This is a genomic window from Pseudomonas cedrina subsp. cedrina (genome assembly GCF_001983175.1).
Lineage (GTDB): Bacteria > Pseudomonadota > Gammaproteobacteria > Pseudomonadales > Pseudomonadaceae > Aquipseudomonas > Aquipseudomonas cedrina.
This window is the reverse complement of sequence record NZ_MNPW01000004.1, coordinates 411,494-432,387: the sequence shown is the minus strand read 5'-3', so window position 1 is coordinate 432,387 and position 20,894 is coordinate 411,494. Positions and strand designations below refer to the sequence as shown.

Below are 20,894 nucleotides of genomic sequence, written 5' to 3'. Positions count from 1 at the left end.
CAATGCCTGGGCGGGTAAGCCTGGCGCACAGTCGAAACCGGGCCGCCTCATGGACGGGGCCGTCTTGCCAGGCAAGATCAACGGGACGTGCAGTATAAAAAGGCTCACAGAGGGTCTTTCACCATATAAACCGGACAATTCAGTGAAAAGATTCAAAATCATGCGATAAAACAGGTGTGTATCACCTGTTTTCGCGGGCGCCGAGTATTACACAGCGCAATGCGTGCGGACAAAAGCCAGCGCGCGCAACGCTGCACAATTTCCTCGCGACCGACGCCCACCGTCTAAGCTTCAGACAAGTCCGATCAATCTGCGTGAATGGATCAATCGACGATGGGCGCACTGTGGCAAACCGCTTCGACCCAGCCTGTGGAACCCGACCACAGCGAGACCCCGGCGCCGTTGCCCGCGAGAAACCCGATAGCCCGTCTGGCCCGGCGTCTGTTCTGGCTGACGCTGCTGATCGGTTTGATCACCCTGGGCTTGGTCGTGGCCGACGAAACACGTACGTCCAACTGGCAGGCGCGCCAATTGAGCAGCCTGGCGCGTGACTTGACGTACCACGTCGAACCCGGCCCCAGCAACGCTATCCTTTATCCCGGCCAGGGGCCGTTTGACCGGCGCCTGGGCTACAGCGACCTGGGCGTCTTCACCGAACGGCTGGTCAAGCGCGGCTATGTGATCCAGACCCAGGCGCGTTTTTCCGGAGCGTTGATGGATTTCGTCGACGACGGTTTTTTTGTGCCCTATGCCGAGAAAATCCAGGCGGGCCTGTCCATCACCGACTGTCGCGCCGTGCCGCTGTATCAGTACCGCTACCCTCAGCAGTTGTACGACACCTTTGCCGCGATCCCGCCGGTGGTGGTCGACAGCCTGCTGTTCATCGAAAACCGCGACTTGCTCGACCCCGCACACCCGCACATAAACCCGGCCGTGGACTGGCCGCGCTTTGCCATGGCCGCGTGGTCGCAAGCCGCCAAGCTGCTGCATCTGCCGGGGCAGAGCGCGGGCGGCAGTACCCTGGCGACCCAACTGGAAAAATACCGGCACTCGCCCGATGGACTCACGTTGTCTGGCGCTGAAAAAATCCGCCAAATGATGTCCGCCAGCGTACGCGCCTACCGCGACGGCCCCCAGACCCTGGCGGCGCGCCAGGCCATCGTGCGTGACTACCTCAACAGCGTGCCGCTGTCCGCCGTGCCCGGCCACGGTGAAGTGCATGGGCTGGCCGAAGGTTTGCGCGTGTGGTTCGGCGCAGACTTCAACCAAGTCAACCACGCCCTCGCGGCCACGCAGAGCAACGTCGCAGAGCGCGGCCTGGCCCTGCGCCAGGTATTGGCGCTGATCATCGCCCAGCGCCGCCCCTCCTACTACCTGCTCAAGGGCCGCGCGGAACTCGGGCAACTGACCGACAGCCACCTACGCTTGCTGGCAAGCAATGGCGTGATCGACGCCGCACTGCTGCAAGCCGCGCTCAAGGCGCCCCTGATCTATCGCGACTGGTTGCAACAACCCACCGTGCAACCGATTGAAACCAACAAGGGCATCAGCGTCGCCCGCAGCCGCCTGGCCAGCCTGCTCAACCGGCCGTTGTACGACCTGGACCGCCTTGATCTGTCGGCCACGTCCACTCTGCAAGCGCAGTTGCAAGGCCAGGCCAGCGCCTACCTCAAGCAATTGGCCGACCCCGACTTCGCCCGCCAGACCGGCCTGCTCGGCGAACGCCTGCTCACCCCGGCCACCACACCGCAAGTGCGTTACAGCTTCACCCTGTTCGAGCTGACCGCGGATGGCGCGCGGGTACGCGTGCAAACCGACAACACCGACCAACCCTTCGACATCAACGAAGGCAGCAAGCTGGAACTGGGCTCCACCGCCAAATTGCGCGTGCTCACCACCTACCTTCAAGTCATCGCCGAGTTGCATGAGCGCCTCGGCGCTCTCAACGCCAGCGCCTTGACCAAAGTCGCGGTCGACGATCAGGACCGGCTCAGCCGCTGGGCCGTTGATTACCTGCGGCAGAACACCGACCGGTCCCTGGAAAAAATGCTCGACGCCGCCCTCGACCGCACGTATTCGGCCAGCCCCGGCGAGGCCTTTTTCACCGGCGGTGGCGTGCATCGCTTCCATAACTTTCGCCGCCAGGACGACGGCCGCAACCCGACCCTGCGCGACGCCTTGCGCGAGTCGATCAACCTGCCGTTCATTCGCCTGATGCGCGACCTGGTGCGCTACAGCACCTATGGTGGGGCCAGTAACAGCGCGCAGTTGCTCAAGGACGACAAAGACCCACGGCGCCAGGAATACCTGGCCAGGTTCGCCGACCGCGAAGGTACGGCGTTTCTGCAGAAGTTCTGGAAGAAGTACCGCAAGAAAGACACGCAGGCGCGCCTCGACACCTTTCTCGACAGCATCCGCCCGACACCGATTCGCCTGGCGGCGGTGCACCGTTACTTGTTGCCTGACGCCAGCCAGGACAGCTTCAACCGTTTTGTGCGCTCGCACCTGGCCACGGAAAAACTCAGCGACGCGCGCCTGCAGAAACTCTATGCCGCTTATGGCCCAGGCGCGTATGACCTGCCCGACCAAGGCTACATCGCCAAGGTGCACCCGCTGGACCTGTGGCTGCTGGGCTACCTGCTCAACCATCCCGAGGCGACCTGGAGCGAGATCGTCAAGGCCAGCGAATTCGAGCGTCAGGAGGTGTACAGCTGGCTGTTCAAGAGTCGCCACCAGAGCGCCCGCGACAGTCGCATCCGCACCATGCTGGAGGTCGAAGCGTTCCTGGATATCCACCAGCGCTGGCAGGCGGTGGGCTACCCCTTCGATCACCTCGTGCCGTCCCTGGCCACCGCGATCGGCAGCTCCGGTGACCGCCCGGCGGCACTGGCGGAACTGATGGGCATCCTCCTCAACGACGGCGTGCGCGGCAAAGTGCTGCGCATCGACAGCCTGCACTTTGCCGCCGATACCCCGTACGAAACCCGCCTGGTCAGCGACCCCGCCGCCGGCAAACGGGTAATGCCGGCCGAAGTTGCCCGGGCCTTGCGCGGTGCCCTGTCGCAAGTGGTGGACGCCGGCACGGCGAAACGCGTGGCCGGCAGTTTCAAACTGGCCGACGGCACGCCGCTGGCCATGGGCGGCAAGACTGGCACGGGTGACAACCGCATCGAGGCCATCGGCGCGGGCGGACGCGTGCTGAGTTCCAAATCGCTGAACCGCACGGCGACCTTTGTGTTTTACCTGGGCGAACAGCATTTCGGCACGCTCACGGCCTACGTGCCGGGGCGCTCGGCGGAGCACTTCACCTTCACCTCGGCCCTGCCGGTGCAAGTGCTCAAGGGCATGGCGCCGATCCTGATGCCCTACCTCCAACCGGGCAGCCACACGTTGTGTTTTTAACCAATGACACAAGCATTGTAGTGAGCGGGCTTGCCCCGCGCTGGGCTGCGAAGCGGCCCCAATCCGGCCAACTCATTCTGCCAGACAGAACCCAGGCGCCTGGTTTTGGGGCGGCTTCGCCACCCAGCGCGGGGCAAGCCCGCTCACTACGGGGATTTTCAGGTTTCTGATGGCTCAGTCGGCACTGAAAAACAACCGCCGCGCCAGGGGTAGCTGGATTTGCGAGCGGTGGATCTCGAGGGACGGCACCCGCCCGGTCTGGCCCTGGCGTATGCGCGCAAAAGCCTGGGCCTCGACGTCGGCCTGGGCCTGGCGTCCCAGGCGTTCCTGCTCGGGCGTTTTCAGGTGCGCGGCGCTGAAGTGGTCGTCCGGGCCGTTACGCCGTGCATAGTGAAAATGTGCAAAACACAGTGGCTGGCCCGTGCTCACTTGCGCCACTACATACACTTGCAGATAGTCATCGCGGCGCCCTCTGAGCGCCACTCGCTCGCCTTGGCGATGGATGCTCACTGCGTGGTTGGCAAACAGAAACTCGACGTCGTCCTGGGTCAGTACCTTGCCGCGCGAGGCGCGTATACGCGCATTCAAGCCCGCCGCGTCCAGACGCAGCGCCGCTGTGCGCAACTCGCTTTCCTTGAGCCGAGCCTTGGCCATTTGCGCCGCCGCCAATCGCGCGTTGTCCAGGCCGCGCAATTTGCCCGCGATAGCCTCGGCAGCCATTGTTCGGCGACGGGCCTCATATTGCAGCGACCCTTGAAGCGACGCCGGATCATTCGCGCGCGCAACCATCGCCTCGACACTGGCGATGGCCTTGTCGACATCGCGCAGCAAGCCATCGGCTTTTTTCAACAGGGCGCCCAGCTCAGGGTCGGGCCGTACCGGCTCAGGCGGGGTCTTGAGGTCCCACACGCCATCGTCGGCCTCGGTGAACGCGCCAATCACCTGGCCGCCTGAATCACGCAATTCGGCGTCGGTGTCGCCCATTTGCGCTACGTAGATGTCGCGGTTGCGGGTACGAATGATTTTTTTACGGCGTCCCGCCGAAGCCGGCATGGGCGCAGGCGCAGGTTCGGACGGCGGTTGCAATAACGCGCTCAAGTCCTGCTCGACCCGGCGATGCAAGGTCGCCAGCAATTCCTGCAAGCGTTGCAAGTAAGGCAGGTTGAACTGATCCGGTGCCATGGCGCGCCAATACTCGATGCGGTCATCGGTTTGCGCGTACACATGGTCAATGCTGTCGAGCAATTCAATGCGTTCGGCGTCGCTGCTCTGCAACTGCTGCATGTCGGCCAGGGAGCAACTGGCCCAGCGCGCCCGGTTAACGGTGGCGCTCATACCCGCAAAAAAGTCATCGTCCAGCACCTCTCCCGGTACGTCGATGGCAATGCTCCACAACGTGGTGACCTGCAACGCCTGCAGATCGAGAATCGAAGGGCGCGCCGGGATGCCTTCGGTCAACGCACGGGCCTTGTCACGGCCGAGCCGGGGCACGGCCTGAAGTTCTTCCACATAGCGTTGCTCCAGCGAGCGCCAGTAAATGCTGCTGTCATGGTTATCCGCCACCTCGCGCATGCCCTTGCCCAACTCGGCGTGCGCCTGCGCGTCGATGTCGTCGCTGTTGGCATTGAGCAGTGGGCGCAACCGCTCATTGAGCTCGCGCAGTTGCGTGCGGTTATGGGCATCCATCAACTGTGCCGAGAGGATAATGGTCTCCAGCCCCTGGCACAGCTCCTCTTCATAGCGCGGGCGCGGCGCCAGCTCGCGCAGGCGCTTGAGCAGACGCACCTCCTCCTGGGCCGCGCGCACTTTGTCCTTGATCGCGTTGAGGTAGCTGAACCAGGCGCGGCTGCGTTGTTGCGCGTCAAGCACACCCTCGGGCTTGTCCACCAATTTGCGCGCTATTTCCATGGCGAGCTGGGCCTTGGTGCGATCCAGTCCGGCTTTTTTATATTCTAGCTCCAGCGTCTGGCGATACGACGGCGGTGGCTCATTGCCGTCGGCGCCACCGCGCAGGCGCAGTTGCAGATCGAAATCCCAAGCGCCCTGCCCCAGCAACTTGAGCCAAGGCCCCGTGCGGCTGCCGTCGGCGCTGATCACGCGTACGCGGCCTTGCTCGATACGAACGCGAAATAGCTGGCCGCGCACCAGTGCCTGCCATTGCGGCGGCGTGTGCGCGGTGTCGCGGCGCAGCCCTTGCCAAGGGCCGCTGCGCTCGGCATCGGGCAGTGCCTTGGGCCAGGGTTTGGCCAGGGTTTTGAGGCTCAGCGCATCCAGCCGCGTTTGCATGGATGCGGTCAGGGTATCGCGGGCGTTCGCCCAACTGGCCGGAGCCTCGAAGTTCACCGGCGCGGTGATGCGTGTCGATTCAGCAGGCACGGGTTCGGGCAGCGCCAGGGGCGCGAACACCGGATGCTCCAGCTCCAGCGATGCATGGGCATCATGGGGCGCGGCCTGGTGCGCCAGGATCGCCATCAGGTTCACCAGCAGATCGAGCACGGCGGCACTGCGAGCCTGCTCATCGGTACTGGCCAGCGCGGGCAGGTCGTTGCGTGCGCTGTCCATCACTTGCAGCAACCAACCGCCCAGCATCAACGGGCCACTGATTAAAGGCATGAGACTGTTGAACAGCAGCCAACCAGCCTGCTTGAGGCTGGCCCAGCGCTGCTCGGCATTGGACACGGTTTGCCGGTCGGCCAGGGTCACCAGTGCCCTGGCCGTGGCGGCAAACACTTGCTGCGCTGGGTCGACGTCGCTGATCTGTCGGCTCAGTTGCACTGGCTGGGGCGTGGTGTAGGTGGTGAATTCGTCGCCCTGCAAGAAGTAGCGAATATGCGGCTGACGGAAACCATCGTTGGCATACACCGACTGGCGCCGTGGGGCGAGCCAGGCGAGTACCGTGTCCTGCAAGTCGCCCTTGGCCTGGATCGCGGCGAACAAGGCCTGCTGCGACGGGTATTCGAGCAAGGCCGGGTTGAACAAGGGTCGATAGAGCAAGTGCGGGCCCTCTTCGCCATGGTGCGGGCCAATCACGAAGTGCCCTTCGACAATGTCCGCCGAGTCGCCGGGCCGAGCCTTGAACGCCAGTGGCCACAGCGCCACGGCCTGCCCCTGCACCACACGCCGCGTTTTGTCCGCCTGCACGGCGGCATTGAGCCGACGAAAGCCCATGCGCGTCAGCCCATGCAGGCCCTGGATTTTCCATTGCAATGCCTGCAACGGCAGTTGCGCGCGCCATTGGCGGCTGAACAGGCCTTGGCGGCGGGCGGCATCGACGGCGTCGTCGATCAGGTGTTTCTTTAACAGCGCCGGGTAAGCCTGGCCGATATCCACGCGGGTTACGCAGGTTTTGAGTAGGTCGTAGGTCAGCCAGTCGGGCGCGGCGGCGCCTTTGAGGTGAATCGACTTGGGCGCATGGGGCAAACCACCGAGGTTTTCCAGCGCCAGTTCCGTCAGGGCGAGGGTGACTGTTTGCACTTCACCGGCGATAAAACCACCGGGCACCGGCACGGGCGCGGCGATCACCCGCGTAAAGCGCAGGCTGATCTCGCCGGGTTCAAGGTTTGCCGCACGCGGTTCCTCTTGTTTCAAACATTCGCGCAAACGGCTCGCGGCGTAGACTTGCAGGGGCTCGATACCCTCGAGAAAGTCCTGGCTGCCGTCTTGCTGCGCGGCCAGCACCAGGCCGTGGAGTAACGTCGCGCCGGCGAAACTGTCGTCGCTGTCGGCGGCGGCCAGCCACAACGGCAGCGCGGGGCGCAGGGCTTTTTGTGCGGCACTCAGGGCCGGCACGAACCAGCGCTTGGTATCGAGAATGTAACCGAGCAACTGGTGGTATTCCTGCACCGGGCGCGGCACACGGATATCAAGGCTGGCGATTTCCTGCAGCTGGCGCGCCAGATACGCCGCCGCCAGGGCATCGAAAGGGTCGCCTTGGACCCGCTGGGTAAACCACTGGCCGACCGGGCTCGCCAGCAGAGGGCTGGCATAGTCCGACAGCAACGGCTGCACGGCATCGAGGTTGTCCAACAGGTGCACGCCGCTGGCGGGGCTGAACAGCAGGGTGTACGGCACATGGCTGATCAGCAGCAGCGGCAGTGTCTGTGTATCGGCCGCATTGCGCAGATGCACGCTGTACACCGGCAACCCAAGGCGCCAAAGCCTGTCCGGCCGTGTCGCGTGCAGGCTCGACTTGGGAAACACTTCGCCAAAGCGCTGTGGGTTCATGCCCGGCGGCGCGGGTGAATCGTAGAGCAGCGCCAGCAATTGGTCGGCCAGGTAGCCCCAGCGCGTCATATTCACCGGCAACGCCTCGCGCCACCAGGCCTGCAGGCGTTCGCAGAACAGCTTGAGCAAGCGTGTGCCACAGTTATTGATCAAGCGTTCCGCGTCCTCCAGGCTCGGGCCACCCTGTGTATAGGTTTCGCGGCTGCGCTGCACAACCACGTGATAGCCCACGACCAGCAGTGTGGGTTTGGCTGAGGCCAGGCGGTCTACCACCAGCTCGGCCAACGATCGATAACGTTCTTCGACGACCAGCAGTGTATGCGCGGCGTTGAAGTGATAGGCCGGCAGGTACTGATCCAGCCAGGCCTGGGCGCTGTCCTGCGCCACCGTCTCCAAGGTCGGCGGCTCGCTGAACACGGTTTGAATCTGTTCGATAGGGATCTGGCGCGGTGAAGCAGGCATAGACAGGCTCTCGCTCATTAAACCGAAAACGCTACGCCCCACGCGCCGGTCACCGGCACTAGACAGTTACCTCTCGTTCATTTGCAACGCTGCCTAGGCTGGTGCCCTTGTCTACCTCGCAAGGTCATTACCATGTCCAAAGGCCCTCATTACCCCTTGATCCAACGCAGCCTGCCCGACTGGCTGCGTGCCGCACACTGGCCCAGGGCGCGGGCGCTGAGCCGCACGCCGCTGACCCGACTGCCCGAGTTCATCGGCGCGGGTCCCCAGGCCCCGCTCAAACTTGCCAATGCACGGGCCTGGGCCACGCAAAACAGCGTCGACCTGCGCCTCAAGGACCTGCAAGACCTGCGCGCCTTTGCGCGGCCTCTGCTGACCCAGACCATCAAGGAGCGCCATGGCCTGGACCTCGACGTCGATGCCGTGCACCTGTTCCTGCACACCGAGCGGGGCCTGATCCTCAAAGGCACCAGCAGCCACACGGTGTCACTGCTGGGTGCCGCGCTGCATAACTTTGGCCGCCATCAGAAGCACACCGACAGCTCCAGCTATATCAGCAAACCCGATGCACGCGGGCATTTCATGATCGAGCCGCTCAAAGGCCGCATGAGCATCGCGCAATTCGCGCAGTTGTGTCGCGAACTGGACCTGGGCGGCCGTTACCAGACACTGCTCAAACAACACCTGCTGCCCACTGACGCACTCGCCCGGCAAGCGCTGCAGGCCGAGGTGATCGCCAGCCAGCAGGCCGCCCTGGATCGCGCCGCACACCTGGCGCTGCTCAAGCGCGACATCGACGCGCCGACCTTCGCCCTGGTGCAACTGATCCTGCAGGGCAAACCCGTGGTCATGCACTGTTACCGACTCAGTCTGCGCGGCGCCTTGCTGACCGGGATCCTGCTGATCGCGGCGAACCTGGAGAGCGCCAGCACGCCGGTGCCGATCCTGGCGTATATCCCCAACGACCCCCAGGGTGCGCTCAAGCACTATGCCGACAGCCACGCCTTCATGAACGCGCTGAATGAAAAACTGCGCGATGCCGACTATCAACGGTTTTTCAGCCAGTTTGTCGACCAATCCCAGCGCGGCCATTTTTTCAGCGCCCGGGCGATGCCCACGCCCTTTGCGGCAGAACGTATCGACGCCGACCTCTGGCCGTACCTGTACCAACGCAGCCTGGATAAAATCCTGAACGACGCCCAGGAACTGGCGGTGCCCACGCAGTTGGCCGACAAGCGCGAATTCTGGGCCTGGTGGGACAATTTCAGCCGCATAGTGACGCAGATCTTTGACGCCGCGCTGTTCGTGGCCACGCCGTTCGTGCCGTTTCTGGGTGAACTGACCCTGGCCTACACCGCTTACCAATTGCTCGACGAGGTGGTCGAGGGTGTGGTGGACCTGGCCCAGGGCCACGCGCTGGAGGCGGCGCGGCACCTGGTCGAGGTGGTCGAAGACGTGGTGCAGTTGGGCGCGTTCGGCCTGGGTGGGCAGCTGGCTCGCTCGGCGTTTGTCGATCAACTCAAGGCGGTGGACATGCAAGGTCGCACGCGCCTGTGGAACCCGGACCCTCGTCCCTACCGCCAGCCGGAGGTGAACCTGGCGCCGGGATCGACCCCGGACGAGCGCGGCCTGCACACTCACCAAGGGCAAACCCTGCTGCCCGTCGACGAACATTACTATGCCGTGGAGCACGACCCGGCAGCCGACAGTTACCGCATCCGCCATCCGCTGCGCGCCGACGCGTACGCACCGCCGCTGCTCTACAACGACAACCCACGCGCCTGGAGCGACCGCCAGCTATTGCGCAGCCTGGGCGACTTCAGCCAAGCCCAGTCCGAGCAAATCCTCGCCATCAGCGGCACCGACTACGGCGTGCTGCGCGCCGCCCGCGCCGACAACACCACGCCGGCGCTGGTGGAGCACAGCGTCAAGCGCTTTAACCTCAACCAACAGGCGCACCACTTGCCCGAGCGCCTGCGCGGCGGTCAGGCAGTCGACGAGGACACCTATTGGAGCCCGCACATGGCCCGCGAGCTACCGGGTTGGCCGACCAACCGCGCGATCGAAGTGTATGACAGCCCCGAGATGAACGGTGACTGCCTGCGTTATGGCGAGGACGCCGCCGAGCATGTGTTGAAGATCAGTCATCAGGACCTGAACCTGGGCCAACTGCCGGAACGCCTGGTGGGTTTTCTTGATGACACGCAGTTGCAGGAAGTGCTCGGCGAAATCGGCGAAGACGACCCGGTCGACGCCCTGCGCAACCGCCTGGCCGACAACCTCGCCGGGCGCCGGGCGGCCGTGTTCGATTATCTATATCGGCATAGCGAAGAAGGTCTGGACACAGCCGCCTTGCGCGTGCGCCAGGCCGTCGGTGAGCTGCCCAAAACGCTGGCGCGGCAGGTGATTGCACAGGCCCGCCCCGCCGAGCTTGCGAACATCGAACGGCATGTGCCGCTGCGCCTGCGTAATCTCGCCCGCGAGCTGCAACTGCAGGCCCGTGGCGTCCATGGGTTCGAGGGTTTTTTCGATCCGGCGCGGCTGAACGCCGACGGCGAACAGATGGCCCTCAATACCCTGCGCCTGCACAGCGATGCCCTGCGTGACACGCGCCTGGAAATTCGCCTGCACAGCCCAACCGGCCCCTTGCGTGCCTCGGCAGGCGCGGCCGACGCGCGCAGGGTGCGTGTGCTGGTCAGGCACGACGCCGCCGAGCATGTCATTCATGATGGGCAACAGCGTGTATTGCTGCGCGATGGCGCATTCTTCGAAGCCATCCTGGCGGCCCTGCCCCTCGACCGCCAGGCCGCGCTGGGCTTTACTTCTGGAGAGAGCGAGGGTTTCAGGGCCTGGATGATCAGCAAGGTCACGGCTCCCGAGCAACGACGCGTGCTGCTCGACAGCCCCGGCATCGGCCCCGAGCCGACGCCGGATGCACAGGTGCTCACGCAAAAGCCCATGCATCGCGTACGACAATGGTGTTCGGCGCTGTTTGCACCGACGCTTGAAGAGCGGGTCAAGGCGCTCTACCCCTATGTGGAACAGGCCGATATCGATGGGTTTTTACCCAGCCTTGACGACCCCGCGAATCTGCTGGATTTTGAAGCCCGGGAAGCGGAAAAGCTTGAATTGCAAACCGAGCTGAGCCACTGGATAAACCTCGCGGCCCCCGGTGAAGATCCGAACCTGGATGCGGTGCGCCGGAACTTATCGCGGTCCTTGATCCACGCCTGGGAGCTCAATTTCAAACCCAACCCGCATGGCATCACCCTGACCCAAAACGGCCCGGCCTTGAGGGGCTTGCTGGGTAACCTTCGGCTCAAGGCCAGCTTCAAGCATGTGCAGCACCTGGAACTCATCGAAGCCGACTTGCTGGATAGCGATATGCCGTTCCTGGAAAATTTCCCGCGACTGGTCAGCCTCGACTTGCAAAGCAATGGGTTGACGCGCCTGCCGCAACCCGTGACCCGAATGATCGGCCTGCGCGAACTGGCGCTGGATAACAACCGGGTGCAATGGGATGCGGCGAGCCTGGCGCAGTTCAGGCACCTGCCCTGGCTGTGGCGTTTGTCGCTGGGCGGTAACCGCCTGCTGACGGTCGCGCCGGACATCAGTGGCATGCCGTTCCTGCGCTCGTTGTCGCTACGCGGCACCGGCATAAGCGACTGGCCAGAGGGCCTCTTCGCACGGCAGCGGCCGGACGACTTCGCACTCGACCTGCAAAACACATTGATCGATCACGTGCCGCAGTTTTTGCCCTGGCAACCGCAAGCCGAGCTGGTGGCGCGTACCCGCCTCGACCGCAACCGCCTGAGCGCGCAGGCGGAGCGCACACTGGTCAGCTATCGCATGGCCGCCGGCCTTGACCCGTACCGCACGTATCCACCCCGCGGTGACGCGGGTTTCTGGCTGGCGCTAGGACGGGCCGAGCATAGCCCCTGGCTCCAGCAGCTGTGGGACGAGGTTGAAGCGGAACACGGCTCACAGGGATTTTTTGAAGTGCTTAAAAGCCTTGAACCACCGGAAGTGTTCGAAGACCCGCGCGACCGACTGCGCTACGAAATCGGCTATCGCGACCTGGCGGGCAAGGTGTGGCAAATGCTGATTGCGATGCAGGGCGACGAAGCGCTGCGCACGCGAATGTTCTTGATAGCCAGCAATCCGGTGACTTGCGCCGATGCCGGCCTGCATGTGTTCAATGCGCTGGGCGTGGAATTGCAGCTCAATGACGCACTCCACCTCAACGGCGCCGAGCAGGAACGCCAGCTGGCGTGGTTGGCCAAGGGCAAGGCGCGGCTGGAACGGCTCAACCAGGTGGCGCAAGCCGACATCCGCCAGCGCATTGCCCCCGTGGACGAAGGCGGGCAAGGTTTGCGCTTCAGCACGCAAGTGGTCGATGGCGAGCCTGGCACGGTGGATGAAGTCGAGGTGTACCTGGCGTATCAAAGCGCGCTCAAGCAGCGGTTGTCGTTGCCCTGGGTGTCGGAACACATGGCTTACCGCGCCACGGCCCAAGTGAGCCCGGCCATGCTCGACGCAGCCCATGGCAGCGTGCTGGCCCTGGAAGCCGGTGATGGCCTGGCGGACGGCATGCTCGCCCAGGGCTTCTGGGACAGTTATTTGCGCACTGCCCATGCCGAGGTATTCCAGGCCAGTACCGAGCGGGCCAACCAGATACTTGACCCGTTGGACGACCTGATGTTTGCGCAAAATGCCTGGGCGGCCGCCACCGAGCGCAGCGAGGAAGCCAAACAGGCGCTGCTGCAACTGGCCGACGCACTGAATGTGCCCCACGAAGACGTGCTGACCGGCGCGCCGATGACACCGCAGACCTACGAACGGATCCTGGCCGGCGCTCACGCCAGCGATCAGGACCTGGCCCGGCGGCTGACGCGTGAGGCTTTAGATCGACTGGAGGAACAAGACACGGCGCACGCGGTTTGAAGCTGTGGCAGTGATCCAGCCGACCTGTTCGGTGGCTGATACTCCGCCTTCGCGAGCAAGCCCGCTCCCACAGGGGGCTTGTGTCGGATGCTAAAAAGGGTGAACACCCCCAATCCCTGTGGGAGCTGGCTTGCCTGCGAAGGCGGTGTGTCTGCCACTGCATCTGTGACTGACCTGCCGCTTTCGCGAGCAAGCCCGCTCCCACAGGGGCTTGTGTCGGATGCTAAAAAGGGTGAACACCCCCAATCCCTGTGGGAGCTGGCTTGCCTGCGAAGGCGGTGTATCTGCCAGTGCATCTGTGGCTGACCTGCCGCTTTCGCGAGCAAGCCCGCTCCCACAGGGGGCTTGTGTCGGATGCTAAAAAGGGTGAACACCCCCAATCCCTGTGGGGATCGGTCACGGCGCGATGGCGTCGAACACCATGTGCACGGTGCCGTAGTAACGCCCCGGCTTGTAATCGTCATCGGGCTTGATCGCGGCAATTTCCAGCATCACGCGCTTGCCGGGGCGGGCATCGGCGCTGGAGACGACCTGGCTCTGCGCCAGGCCCAGTTCCACCTGGTTGAAGGTCACGCGCAGGTCGACGCGGTCAGTGCCGTTGTAAATAAAGGGCTGCTGATCCAGCCGTGCACCAATCGCGCCGCCGACGTTTTTCACCTCGAACGGCGCACGCAACGTTGCCAGTTGCGACGACACCGGGTTGTAGGCCAGCACTTGCTCTGTCTGTACCAGTTGCGGGTCGACCGGCAACACATAGAAATCGGCGGTGGGAATGGTCACCGAGACTTCAAAGGTTTCGCGCTCGACGGCGGCCTGGGCCGCAGGCCAGACCAGACCAAGGCCAAGCACCATGCACCCTGCTTTCTTGAACATGCTTTTCACCTGTTGCAAAAGGCCAGGGCTCAACCCTTGACCTCGATGGGTTTGCTGTCGTCGCCTTCGATCAGGCTGAAGCGGTACTCACGCCCCGGTTCCTTGTCGAATCCGTAGGAGCGTCCGGCGCGGATGTGGTGGCGCAGGGTCGGCCGGCAATCGCGCGGCGAGCCGGCGACGCAGTCCTTGAACTCATCGATCACGACCACGCTGTTGCCGTTGTTACGCAAGGTATAGCGCTTGCCGTCGTCCTGGATCGCGGTGTCGAAACGCGTGGCTTTGGGCCGCACGAAAAACACCGTGCCGTAGCCGGCCAGCACCTTGACCCCGGCGGCGAGGCTGTCCTTGTATTCGGCGCGCTCTTCGTCGGTGACGGCGAATTCATCGTCGCTCTGGGGCACCACCGGCACGAAGCGCACGCGGAAGTAACGCTCCTTGTCGCGGTTGCCCATGAACAACAGGCGCGTGCCCTGGGTGCCGTTGGCCGGCACGATCAGCCGCGCGGGGCTGGCCATCAGGCCGTCGCGGGCGGTGCTGTCGTGCTGATCCTTGAGCGGCACTTCGCGGTAGTTGCCGTCATCGTCATAGATCATCTCCAGGATGTTGACCTTGACGAACGCGGTGGATGTACCGCCGTTGAACACCCGCTTCATGTAGGTGCTCTTGTCGCCACTGAGGTAGTCATAGACCACCCCCACGTTGATCTGCGGGCCGGCATTGGCCATCAGGGAAAACAGACAGACGCTGCACGCCATTAACAAACGTTTCATCACACAACCTCATTAGGAAAATACGGCCAGCCGCGCTTCAAACCTGCGAATCCCACACCACCGTGACGGTGCCCGAGTACGTGCTGCCTGCCTGCTCCAGCATCTGCTCGACAGCATCGGCCTTGATCTCGAAATGCAGGGTGCTCGGCTTGCGGTCGATGTAGAGCGACGGTTTGAACAGCTCGGTACCGCTGCCGTCCAGGCGCAACGGCCTGCGGTTGACAGCGTTGCCGCTGCCGTCGGTGAGGCCGAACGGCAGGCTCACGGCCACATCCAGCGGCACTTGGTGGCCGGCGCCGTTGCGCACGCTGCAGGTGTTGCCCAATGGCTCGCCGCATTCGAGGGTCATCTTGAAGGGCGAGCTGGTCCACAGGTTGACGGTCTGGTCGCGGAACAGCCGGCGCGGTTTGCGCCCGTCGTTCAGCCAGGCTTGCCAGCCGCCCTGGGGTTCGAGCTGGATGCGGTGGCCGCCGGGAGGGACCTGGACTTTCAGGTTGTGGTCGACATCGAGGTTGAAATTGAAGGTCAGTTGGTTGTCCTGAGGCAGCATGACGTCGCCGAAGTCGAAGTCAGCACCTGGTCCCAGTGAGTAGGTAAAGGACCCCGTGTAGATACCGGCAGTCATGCTCAGAGGGTTGGGGGTTCGAAGCTCATAAGCAAAGTCCAAATATTGGTAGTACATGCTCGGAATAGTGAATCGAGCAGTTTTGACGCACGCCGATTGAACCGGGGTGCGCCAGAAAAAACCATAAGAGGTACTGCCATAGAAACCAACGTAAGTCCCCAAACAGGGGGATGGCGCACCCAGCCAACTGCTGCCCCATAACGCGTGATGCCCGGCAACAGCAGTGGCAGCTCCGGTCAAACTCTGGACCGTATCGCTTAGAAAGTAAGTTGAGCCAATACCTGCAATACGTACCTCCACCCGAGCGGTCTCTCCGGATACCGTGTTCGTTACATCCACAGCGCGCCATTGGGACGGCACCTGGAACATCGCATTGTCGCGAGGCTCGGAAGACGGCCGCATCGGCCGGGCAGAGTCAATTCGCAGCGGGAGACGAATGCTGAAAATTCTCAGGGCCGTGCAGTCTGGCTTATAGATCAAGCAGTAACCGCTCTCCGGCGTGGTGTTGACGAACTGGTTTTTCTGCGGTGCGGATCCGTCCGGTCTGAATACGGCGGTGATGTCCACCGATTCGGCGATTGCAGGCCGTGCAACGATAGCGCCGAGCAGGCACAGCAAACCGCTGGCGATGAATTTCATAGGTAGAGTTCTCATAGGTCAGCCTGCCGCCCGTTCATTGATCGCCACATCCGCCAAGGTGTCCGGCGTGCAACGCAAATCACCAATCAACAACACATCGCTCTCCTGACGCGCCTTGCTCGGATCGAGGCGGAACTGGCACAGCAGGTTATTGGCGTAGCGCACTTCAAGCGTCGGCGAGCCGGCGATCATTTCCATCGAGAAGAACCCATCGACTTCGCTGACCGCGCGGCTGGCGTGGTTGATCACGTGGTGACCCTTGAGCGGTTTGCCGCGTGCATCCACCAGGCGCCCGAGCACGGTGACGGTTTTCATCACGCTGATCTTGCGGTAGTCCACTCCGCCCTTGTTCAGGTGGTAGCGGGTGCGGTTCGGGACGATGCTCGCGGCCGGTGGATGGTTGCCCTCGAAGTCGAAGCTCAAGGCGCTGTTCTTGTAGGCGGTGATGGGTACGAAATTGCGGCCCGGACGCAGGGCGACGCTGCCCCCGGTCAGGTCGTCGGCGCGCAGGGTGATGTCATCGAGGTCGGTTTCGATATCGACGATCATGCCCGCGCCGCTGCCCTGGTGCTGGCTGCTGAGCACGGCTTTCTGTGCGCCCACGGCCACGGTGCTGCTGAGGTTGAGGCCGCCGGTGAGGCGTTCGTTGTAGGAGGAACGCTGCACGAAGGTGTCACCGTAGACTGCGTCGTTCTGGAAGCTGGCGCGCCCGGACAGGCCGACGCCGTAGGTATCGGCGATGGCGGTGGCCGAGACGCTCTGCAGCAGGTGGTCGTCGAGGGTCTTCTGGTAGGTCAGCGAGCCATTGTTGTCGCGGGTGCCATCGCGCGCGGTGCGCGTGCCGATACTGGCCGACCATTGCTCGCCGGGCGAACCCAGGGCCAGGCTGACGCTGAGGTCGACGCCACGGTTGCGCCTGTCGCCGGTGCTGGAAGTGGCAGGGCGATCGAACACCGACAGGCGCCAGTTGGCGTCACTGCCGAATAAGGTGCTGCGCTGGTTCCAGCCAAGGTCCAGGCCGACGCCTTCGATATTGCCCTGGCTGTGGGACAGCCGCGAGCTGATCGAACTTTTGTTGCTCAAGCGATGGTTGATCGACAGCGAGGAGTTGCTGGTGCGCCCGACAAACACGTTGCGCGTGCGCAAGCGGGTGCCGTCAGGCAGGATTTCAAAGGTGCGCGTGGTGTCGAGCCAGCTGCGGTTGTGGCTGAGCACGATGCTGCCGTGGCCATAGCTGTACATGCCTTGCAGGTCCAGGCCGGTGCCGTGGTCCTGGGTCTGATAGATATTGGCGTAGAGGCTGGTGCTGCTGGCCAGGGTCCAGTCGATGGACGTGCCGTATTGCATCATTTCCCGCACCTTGCGGGTCGACATACCCAGGATCAAGCGCGGGTGAGCCAGGTAGTTGACGCCCGCACCGTAAGTCATGGCGCCGGTGCGCTGCTCTTCCCAATTGCTGAGCAGCTTGGTCTCGCGCCCGACAAAGGTGCTGTAGCGCCAGCGCTCGTCGGGGTTGCGCCAGTTGTTGGGCTTGTACACCAATTCCTGGCTGGTCGAGGTGGTCACGCCATCTTCGATCAGGCGCACTTCGACCTCGTAAATGCCGCCAGGCAAGGTGCGTGTGTCGAGGGTCTGCAAACCGGCGGCGACCGGTTGGGTGTTGATCAACAGGCCATTGCGGTAGATTTCCACGGCGGCCTGCCGGCTGGCGGTGACGTAGATCGGGTAGACGCTCGGCTTGGGATTGTTGATCAGCAGGCTGTCGGAGCTGCCGTACATCACGCCCACCGCAGTGTCGGGGCTGGCGCCGAAAGAACGGATCTGCCGCGTCAGGCCATCGGAACCGGGGGTGAAATAACCCAGGCGCACGAAGTTGCCTTCCAGTTCGCGCTGGGTATAAAGCTCGTGCACCGCGTGGTAAAGCGTGGTGTCGGTGCCGCCGAAGCGTGACACTTGCAAGTTGAACGCCTGGGTCCAGTTGCCGATGCTGGAACTGGCCTCCAGGCCATAACGGCCGCCCACTTCTTCGTTCTCGCCACCCGTGAGGTTCAATTGGTTATTTATGATCAACCCGTGGCTGCCGCTTTCGGGCTGATCGTAGAAGCGTTTTACATCGGCATTGCGTTCGATGTTCTCGGTCAGGATCGAAACCAATGAATTTTCCAGGCTGTAATGAATGGCCAACAGTTGCGCCGGGCAACTGCTTTCACATCCGCCCAGGGGCATACCCTGTTGCAGCAGGTGCTGCCAGGTGTCGCGTTCGGAAGCAGTGAAGTTGCTGTCACCGATGTCGGTGAATTCCAATAAGGTAATGCGGTCGTCACGCCCCAGTACAATCATGGCTTCGCCGAGAAACTGCTGGTCGAGTTCGACACGTACCGCCAGTGGCACATCAAAAAAGTGCGCTTCGAAATCCTTGGGCAAGCCCTCGGACTGGGACAGCAGGCTGCCCGGCGTGGTACCAGGCGCGGTCGGCGCGGCAAAAGCGTTGCCCCACAGCAACAGCGCAAGCGCGGCCGCAATCGGCGTCTTCGCAAACATCAACGGAATACTCGTCAGTACGGACAGTCAGGAAAGTCGGCGGCCAGAACGGCCACCGACCCTTTGCACACACACTGGGGTTCATCCTGATCCCCACAGGTTTTCTATCAGCGCGGTACGGCGTCGAAGATCACGGTGTAGCTGGCGGTGTAAAGGCCGTTCTGGGTGTCGGCGGGCTTAGCGGCGCTGATCACCAGGTCAGCCTGGGTACCAGGGGTGGACTGGGGGTCATCGACCACTTCCTGCGGAGTGGCGGTGAGTACGACGCCGTTGAAGGTGTTGGTCAGCGGGATGCTGTCGGTGCCGTTGTACAACGAAGCGGCGGTCGGGCCACCTTCAATGTAGGCATGCACCGAACCGTCGGTGTTTTTCACATCGAAGGTGGCGCGCAGGGAACTCAACTCACCGCTGACGGTGTTGTAGTTCATGGTTTCATCTTTACCAAAGTTCGGATCCCGTGGCTGAGCATGGAACTGCTTGGTAGGGATGTCGGCCTTGATATTGATGGCTGAACGCGCGTCGTCAACGGCATAGGCTACCGAGGAACTCAGGGCGGCAGCAACGAACGGCACGGCGAAAGCAAGCTTCTTGAACATGGTTATTACCTGTTATCTAAAAATCAGGGGGTTCTTAGAACAGCTGGAAAAAACTGTTTTTTCTCCAACTAATTGCATTGAAAGTCGTAGGACCCTCAACGCCAGGCAAGTATCAAGACCGATCCAAAAGACGTATGCCGTCCGATTCGCTTAGTTGCGTAGTTAAAGCGCGATGCAACTTATAAGAAAATTATGGCTTTTTGCCAAAACTTTAAAGTTATCCGTAAGAATCGGACTACGTGACTTCAAACAAGAATAATTTAGCATGAATAAGATCTGTACGAAGCGGATTACATATTCAGCAATAGCCCGGCAATTACGCCATTCGAGCAACTTGAGCATTTACTCTAGTTGCTATATCGGCAACTTCCACCTCGACATTAAATAACCTGACACGGCGCACGACCGTTGGTCGGGGAAAATTGCGCGCCGAATAAGATATATCTTACGTTGTATCTAACCAAGACGGAGCGCAGAGAAATGAGAGAGCACCACCCCCACCACGACGGCCGCGACGGCTTCGAAAAACGCCCAGGCCGCGAACGCGGCGGCCGTGGCCCCCGTGTGTTCGCACCGGGCGATCTGAAATTGCTGCTGCCCGCGCTGATCGCCGAACAGCCGTGCCATGGCTACGATCTGATCCGCCGCATCGAAAGCCTGTTCGACGGCGCCTACAGCCCCAGCCCCGGTGTGATCTACCCGACGCTGACGTTTCTTGAAGAGAGCGAACTGATCACCGGCGACACCGACGGCGGAAAAAAACGCTACACAATCACCGATGCCGGTCGTCTCTTCTTGAGCGAACAGGCAGTTGCCGTGGACGGCGTGCGCATGCGCATCGACGTGAGCAAGCGCTCGCTGCGCGGCCAGGACCGCCCGCCCGAAATTCACGAGGCGGTGCACAACCTGCGTCACGCCCTGCACGCGCACCACGGGCGCTGGAGCCCGGAAGAAATCGCGCGTGTCGCCACGCTGCTCAATCGCACCGCTCAAGCCATTGCCGACGGGAGAGACCAATGAATACGCAAACCATCCACCGCGTCACCCACGAAATCAAACGTCGCCGCCTGGAAGTGCTGCGGGTGATGGATATCACGCCGCGCATGCGCCGCGTCACCCTGGGCGGGCCGGAGCTGGCGGGGTTTATCAGCCTGGGCAGCGACGATCACGTCAAGCTGCTGTTCCCGCAGAACGCCGCTGAGCAGGCCGCGCTGGAAAGCCCGACCTTCAGCATCAAAGGCGATGGCCCGCAGCCGGCCATGCGTGACTACACGCCGCGCCGCTACGACCCAAGCAGCGGCGAGTTGGACATCGACTTCGTGCTGCACGGCGATGGCCCCGCGTCCACCTGGGCCGAGCAGGTGCAGGTCGGTCAGCACCTGTACATCGGCGGGCCACGCGGCTCGATGATCGTGCCGGATATATTCGACAGCTACTGGCTGATCGGCGATGAAACCGCGCTGCCGGCCATCGGTCGCCGCCTGGAAGAACTGCCGGCCGGGCGCAAGGTGCTGGCGGTGATTGAAATCGCCAATGCGGCGGAGCAGCAAACGCTGCACAGTGCCGCCGATGTGCAAGTGATCTGGGTGATACGCGGCCAGGATGACCTGCTCGAAACGGTGCGCAACCTGACGCCGCCAGGCGGCATGTTGTACAGCTTCGTGGCGACCGAAACCAAACTGTCGCGCCAGGTACGTCGCGTGCTGCTGGACACGCATAAGGTCGATGAGCAATACCTAAAGGCGGTGGGTTACTGGCGGGCCGAGGGCAGCGAAGAAGAGTGAGCCCTCGAAGACGCTGAAGATCAACTGTGGGAGC

The 20,894-nt window shown here is 62.8% G+C and carries 10 protein-coding genes; 4 read left to right on the top strand and 6 right to left on the bottom strand.

What is annotated here, in order from left to right; genetic code table 11:
* Positions 1-333: 333 nt before the first annotated feature.
* Entirely contained in the window at positions 334-3,402 is a 3,069-nt protein-coding gene (locus BLL36_RS10535) for a transglycosylase domain-containing protein (protein WP_076951364.1), read from the top strand.
* A 174-nt stretch (positions 3,403-3,576) separates the two neighbouring features.
* Here BLL36_RS10535 and BLL36_RS10530 read toward each other — a convergent pair whose 3' ends face one another.
* On the bottom strand, positions 3,577-8,088 hold the full coding sequence (locus tag BLL36_RS10530) for a hypothetical protein (RefSeq protein WP_231998950.1): 4,512 nt from the start codon (positions 8,086-8,088) through the stop codon (positions 3,577-3,579).
* A gap of 132 nt (positions 8,089-8,220) precedes the next feature.
* On the opposite strand from BLL36_RS10530, the gene BLL36_RS10525 reads away from it, so the two are divergent.
* Positions 8,221-13,032 (top strand): NEL-type E3 ubiquitin ligase domain-containing protein, encoded by a 4,812-nt coding sequence (locus tag BLL36_RS10525; protein WP_076951362.1) that lies wholly within the window; start codon positions 8,221-8,223, stop codon positions 13,030-13,032.
* A gap of 396 nt (positions 13,033-13,428) precedes the next feature.
* Here BLL36_RS10525 and BLL36_RS10520 read toward each other — a convergent pair whose 3' ends face one another.
* From BLL36_RS10520 to BLL36_RS10500, 5 genes are all read right to left on the bottom strand, one after another.
* A complete protein-coding gene (locus tag BLL36_RS10520; protein ID WP_076951361.1) occupies positions 13,429-13,905 on the bottom strand; it encodes a CS1 type fimbrial major subunit in 477 nt (158 codons plus the stop codon).
* A gap of 29 nt (positions 13,906-13,934) precedes the next feature.
* The gene (locus BLL36_RS10515; protein WP_076951360.1) at positions 13,935-14,675 is read right to left on the bottom strand and encodes a fimbrial biogenesis chaperone; all 741 of its coding nucleotides are present in this window, start codon (positions 14,673-14,675) and stop codon (positions 13,935-13,937) included.
* A gap of 37 nt (positions 14,676-14,712) precedes the next feature.
* Entirely contained in the window at positions 14,713-15,939 is a 1,227-nt protein-coding gene (locus tag BLL36_RS10510; RefSeq protein WP_090219937.1) for a hypothetical protein, read from the bottom strand.
* A gap of 18 nt (positions 15,940-15,957) precedes the next feature.
* Positions 15,958-18,480, bottom strand: coding sequence for a CS1-pili formation C-terminal domain-containing protein (locus tag BLL36_RS10505; RefSeq protein ID WP_076951358.1), 2,523 nt, complete (start codon positions 18,478-18,480; stop codon positions 15,958-15,960).
* Between the two features lie 107 nt (positions 18,481-18,587).
* On the bottom strand, positions 18,588-19,076 hold the full coding sequence (locus tag BLL36_RS10500; protein WP_076951357.1) for a CS1 type fimbrial major subunit: 489 nt from the start codon (positions 19,074-19,076) through the stop codon (positions 18,588-18,590).
* Between the two features lie 480 nt (positions 19,077-19,556).
* On the opposite strand from BLL36_RS10500, the gene BLL36_RS10495 reads away from it, so the two are divergent.
* Complete coding sequence (locus tag BLL36_RS10495; RefSeq protein WP_076951356.1) at positions 19,557-20,096, top strand: PadR family transcriptional regulator; 540 nt, start codon at positions 19,557-19,559, stop codon at positions 20,094-20,096.
* Positions 20,093-20,860, top strand: coding sequence for a siderophore-interacting protein (locus tag BLL36_RS10490; RefSeq protein WP_076951355.1), 768 nt, complete (start codon positions 20,093-20,095; stop codon positions 20,858-20,860). The genes BLL36_RS10495 and BLL36_RS10490 overlap by 4 nt, the downstream gene beginning before the upstream one ends.
* The last annotated feature ends 34 nt before the right edge of the window (positions 20,861-20,894 follow it).

Bases quoted from the DNA above. Each gene is read 5' to 3' on its own strand.
- BLL36_RS10490 (WP_076951355.1), top strand. From the start codon at position 20,093: ATGAATACGCAAACCATCCACCGCGTCACCCACGAAATCAAACGTCGC.
- BLL36_RS10510 (WP_090219937.1), bottom strand. From the start codon at position 15,939: ATGAAATTCATCGCCAGCGGTTTGCTGTGCCTGCTCGGCGCTATCGTT.
- BLL36_RS10505 (WP_076951358.1), bottom strand. From the start codon at position 18,480: ATGTTTGCGAAGACGCCGATTGCGGCCGCGCTTGCGCTGTTGCTGTGG.
- BLL36_RS10525 (WP_076951362.1), top strand. From the start codon at position 8,221: ATGTCCAAAGGCCCTCATTACCCCTTGATCCAACGCAGCCTGCCCGAC.
- BLL36_RS10530 (WP_231998950.1), bottom strand. From the start codon at position 8,088: ATGCCTGCTTCACCGCGCCAGATCCCTATCGAACAGATTCAAACCGTG.
- BLL36_RS10515 (WP_076951360.1), bottom strand. From the start codon at position 14,675: ATGAAACGTTTGTTAATGGCGTGCAGCGTCTGTCTGTTTTCCCTGATG.
- BLL36_RS10500 (WP_076951357.1), bottom strand. From the start codon at position 19,076: ATGTTCAAGAAGCTTGCTTTCGCCGTGCCGTTCGTTGCTGCCGCCCTG.
- BLL36_RS10520 (WP_076951361.1), bottom strand. From the start codon at position 13,905: ATGTTCAAGAAAGCAGGGTGCATGGTGCTTGGCCTTGGTCTGGTCTGG.
- BLL36_RS10495 (WP_076951356.1), top strand. From the start codon at position 19,557: ATGAGAGAGCACCACCCCCACCACGACGGCCGCGACGGCTTCGAAAAA.
- BLL36_RS10535 (WP_076951364.1), top strand. From the start codon at position 334: ATGGGCGCACTGTGGCAAACCGCTTCGACCCAGCCTGTGGAACCCGAC.